This is a genomic window from Planktothrix paucivesiculata PCC 9631 (assembly GCF_900009265.2).
GTDB classification, from domain to species: domain Bacteria; phylum Cyanobacteriota; class Cyanobacteriia; order Cyanobacteriales; family Microcoleaceae; genus Planktothrix; species Planktothrix paucivesiculata.
This window is the reverse complement of sequence record NZ_LR735018.1, coordinates 555247-559713: the sequence shown is the minus strand read 5'-3', so window position 1 is coordinate 559713 and position 4467 is coordinate 555247. Positions and strand designations below refer to the sequence as shown.

The 4467-nt window shown below is 40.5% G+C and carries 4 protein-coding genes; all 4 read right to left on the bottom strand.

The annotated features are described in order from the left end of the window. A partial coding sequence (locus tag PL9631_RS26205; RefSeq protein WP_197046391.1) for a hypothetical protein occupies positions 1–1152 on the bottom strand: 1152 nt, incomplete at its 3' end. A 27-nt stretch (positions 1153–1179) separates the two neighbouring features. After that, the gene (locus tag PL9631_RS16635; protein WP_083621996.1) at positions 1180–1674 is read right to left on the bottom strand and encodes a phage tail protein; all 495 of its coding nucleotides are present in this window, start codon (positions 1672–1674) and stop codon (positions 1180–1182) included. Positions 1675–1685: 11 nt separating this feature from the next. Beyond that, positions 1686–1946 (bottom strand): hypothetical protein, encoded by a 261-nt coding sequence (locus tag PL9631_RS16630; protein WP_083621994.1) that lies wholly within the window; start codon positions 1944–1946, stop codon positions 1686–1688. 97 nt (positions 1947–2043) lie between these two features. Then, positions 2044–4467, bottom strand: a 2424-nt coding sequence (locus PL9631_RS16625; protein ID WP_083621992.1) for a substrate-binding domain-containing protein, incomplete at its 5' end; no start/stop codon positions are given.

Sequence of the window (4467 nt, the reverse complement as noted above, 5' to 3'; positions counted from 1 at the left end):
TGTGGGATTAATTGTGGAATCCGGTTGTTTTTGGAGAGGGGTATAAGTAGGAATTTCTGGTGTAGCAATATCCATGGAATCACTACTTTCCGTGGGATTAATTGTGGAATCCGGTTGTTTTTGGAGAGGGGTATAATTAGAAATTTCTGGGTTAATAATATCTGTGGGGTTAATTGTTGATGTGGATTCGGTTTTGGGAATGTTGTCAACGGTAGAATCTGATTGTTTTTGGAGAGGGGTATAATTAGAAATTTTCGGTGTAACAATATCTGTAGAATCACTACTTTCCGTGGGATTAATTGTGAAATCCGATTGTTTTTGGAGAGGGGTACAATTAGAAATTTTCGGTGTAATAATATCTGTGAAATCACTACTTTCCGTGGGATTAATTGTGGAATCCGATTGTTTTTGGAGAGGAGAATAATTAGGAATTTCTGGTGTAGCAATATCTGTGGGATTAATTTCGGGTAAAGAATCAGCTTCTGTAGAATTAATAACTGATTCTTCTGTTGTTGATATTTCCTGATTTTCTATTGGTTTTTTTGATAATTTATTAACAGGTTCTTGGGCTATTTTTTCTCTAGGAAATTCCGATTTTTTTTGGAAAAAATGAGATGTAGAACTTTTACTATTTTGAGTAATAGAGTTTTTTCGTGTTTTTTGATCTGTCCGAAAAGGAAAAATGGTTTCTGTTTGTGGTTGTATGGGTAATTCTGAATCTGAAGATGCGGTTTCTATTTGTTGTTGTATGGGTAATTCTGAATCTGAAGATGGGTTTTCTGTTTGTTGTTGTATGGGTAATTCTGATGAGAGTTGAATTGGGATTGAAGGGGGTACAGTTTTGTCCGATGGTGGTTGAATAACTGGTGAATTTTCAGTTAATAAATTTGGGGTGAATGGTCGAAATTCACTTATTGAAGAATCCTGCCAATTTTCATGATCCTGAAAACTTTGTAATAGGGTTTGATTGGGAGAAATTAATGACCAATTAATTAGGTTAATTGACCGTGAACCCAGAGGTGATATTGATTGCAGGGACAAAAAGTTCTGTCCCAAGGTCGTTGGGGTCAAAAGAGGATTTTTAATTCCTAGAGTTTCTTCTTCAAGGGGTGTTTCGGCACTTTCTTTATTAATATTTTGTTGATTTTCCATTGACTCAGCCATCAATAAAATACCTGTCTAATTACTAGGAAAAAATCCAGCACCAACTCGACTTAAACCAACACTTGCCCGACCTCCTCCTTGGTTAGTTTTTAGTTGTAAACCTTCATAGGCTAAAGTTAATTCTTCAATCGCAACTGAGTTGCCATCGGCTTGAAATCCAGGAGCTTTCCAACTAATCGGAACTGCACCAATTAATGTCCAACACATCATGGTTTCTCCAGCTTGATTAAAGAGTAATATATTAACATTTCGACGGCTTTTGGGTATCTCGCTTATAACAGAATTAATCCATTCCCAAAATGTTAAATCATCAGTCATTCCCCGTTTAAGAGTGACATCGGTAAATTCAGCATGACCTAAAATAATTCTTTGTTGATCATTAACACCCCCTTCTAAATAGGTTTCTTTTTTAACATTAACTCCTAAACCAGAACACTCGGTAAAGGAGGCTCTAACTTCGCTTTCTATTTCAACATAGAAACGATTAACGGTAATATAATTTTTTTGCATGATTTTTATATTCAACCTCTATAATTCATACTACGTTCTTTTTGCCAACGTAAATCTTCTAACATCAGTTGATAAATTCGGTCAGCTAACAACCGCATTTTTAAAGGGTCGTTTCTGATTTCTTCGGCAATATTGCAGAGGTGATCAAAATTAGTTTCAGAGTCACTATCAGGCTGATTGCTCTGAATTTTAGCTGAGGCGCCGTAACCCGCAGGAGCATTTAATTCGCTGATGGGTTTCCAATTCGCCGGAATGTCTTGATTGAATGCCATAACAAGCGAACCTCTCCTAATTATGCCTAGTATAAAAAATCGGGAGGTCGGTAGGTATTAACCAAAGGTCGAATCTTGATCACGGATTAAAGGGATTTCACGGATTTCGCGGATTAAGAATAGGTATAATACCGGTTTTACTTAGTAACTCCTGGCTTTCTTGGGTGTTCAAAATTTCGGCAAACCGATCACCGATGGCTTCTCGACGGTTATCGCGCCTGAAAATAACCGCCAGGGGATAGGCTAGGGGATAATCACCTGTCTGAAAGGCTTGGTAATCTGGGTAATAACTGCCTTTTTGACTGCACAAGTCGGTAGTCGGATCAATAGGTTGGTGATTTTCTTGGATCAAGGGTTGAATGAACTTGTTATTGCGATCGCCTATGGCTAAAGGATACACTGAACACTGGCCAAATACTTGCGAGATCGCCCCAAACCCAATCGCCCCTATTTGTTCGTTTTCAAACTCTTGCAAAACAGTCCGCAACGCCGAAATAGTTGACATTTGTACGATTTTCGGCAGATTCCCCTCAGAATTCCCGGATCGAGAGGTGCGATCGCCCCTTTCTACCATTTTCCTAAATTGTGCAATTAATTCGGCTTCTTGAAGGACACGATCCTCAAAAAGACGGATCGCTTCCTGACTCTTAGGAATATACAGCCGCACGGGTAAGTCTGGCCCCCCTAACTGTTGCCAGTTGGTAATGCGTCCGGTGTAGAGTTGTTGCAATTGTTGAATGCTAATTTGGCCGTTAAGATATTTTGGCAGAGACAAATCCCGTTGTTCATAACTAAAGGGAACGTAAACGGCCAAACCGTCATAGGCAAAGGTTCGCGCCTTGAGGTCGTTGCTAAGATTGGTTGTCAGACTGCTAATGGCAAAATCAACATTTCCTAATTGAACTTCCTTGATCGCTTTTTCCCCTGTGGGTTGGGGCAGATATTTTAACTGAAGTTGAGGCCGTCGTTCGGCAAATTCTGCTTCTAAGGTTTGATCTTTTTGAATTAGGTTAGGTTGTCGCCAAATATAATTCCAAATCCCATTCTCCTCCCCACTGTAAGTAAATTTCCCAGTCGGAACTCCAGCCACATCGCTAATACAGCAGGGAATATTATTCTTAGCCATTGCTACGGGTCGCCGCCACAGCCACCAGGCTAACCCACTCACCAACAAACCTACAAGGAAAAATAGCAATAGCCACCACCACCACTTTTTCCGGCGTTTACGGGCTTCTAACCCCGGTAAAAACGTGCCATCGCGCGTCTCTACTATGAGGTTTTCTTCGGGTAAGTTTAACAGGGCGCGACGGGCTTCTGTGGCACTTCCAAAGGGGGTATCAAGTTCTAATAAACGCAATAAAAACAATTTCAGGGCTATATCCGTTTTACCCCAATCTTGACTTAATCTAGGGTCGAAGAACCGATCATTTTGATCCCGTTCACCTCCTGCTAATAGGTAAAAACAGACATAACCTAATGCTTTTAAATCTTGGGCGACGGTGGGAATTAGACGGACAGAGGGAGGGGGATCAAATAACCTTTCCCACAGGGCTAAATCTCCCAAATAAACGCGAAATTGGGGATCATGAAAATAAAGTTGTTCTTGAGGTGAAATAAACACACTATCAAGGCTCAAATTGCCATGAACAAAAGTGGCTTGAATTTGGCCGTTTGGTAAGCGGAATTTTTGACCGTGAAGGTATTCTAAACTTTGCAGTGCTTGGTTTGTAAAGTAACGAATTTGACGGGGGGACATTGCCCCTTTTCGAGTTAAATAGGTGCGGGCGGTGATACCATCATTAATAGTAGTAATTAGATAGCATCGTTCACGATCATTGCGATCGCTAATCGCTTCCATAACTTCTGTAATCCGCCCGGTTTGGACTCTACCATCGGCTAAGGATAAACCACTAATATTTTCAAAGGCAATTTGGGTTTGAATCGCTTCTTTTTCGTTAAAATAACGTTTCGGGAGTAAATATTCTTGAATCATAACGGGTTGTTCTTCTAGTAATTGAATCCCGGTATAAATTCGCTTCTGACCTTGACTATTAATAAAGCGTTCAATTCGATAACGTCCTCGTTTTCCTTGGATTTCTCCTAGAGAGGGTAAGGGGGCGGGAAAGCTACATTTAGGGCAGGATTTTACTTCAGGATTATCTGCGATCGCTGCACGAGGTTCTTGACAGTTTAAAGGGTTTTTAAATGGACAGCGATATTTTTCATAAAGCGATAAACCACCAGATAGAAATTCTTCCTGTATTTCAACGGATGGCGGAATTTCTTCGGCGGCGGTTTCTTCTTCGGTTTCCGGTCTAAATAAGTCCCTAACATCTTCTTGAATTAAGGGGAAGAACCAGCGCAGGGAAGGAGGTATTAGAGAATAAAGTCCGTAGCGCAATCCGTAGGTTAAATAGCTCAATCTACCAGTGATTGTCCACATCCCTTGTCTTTTGAATTCTTCAACGCTACGGCGGGGAACTTTGGGTTTAAATTTAGGTAAAGTCATATAGGGCAGGGG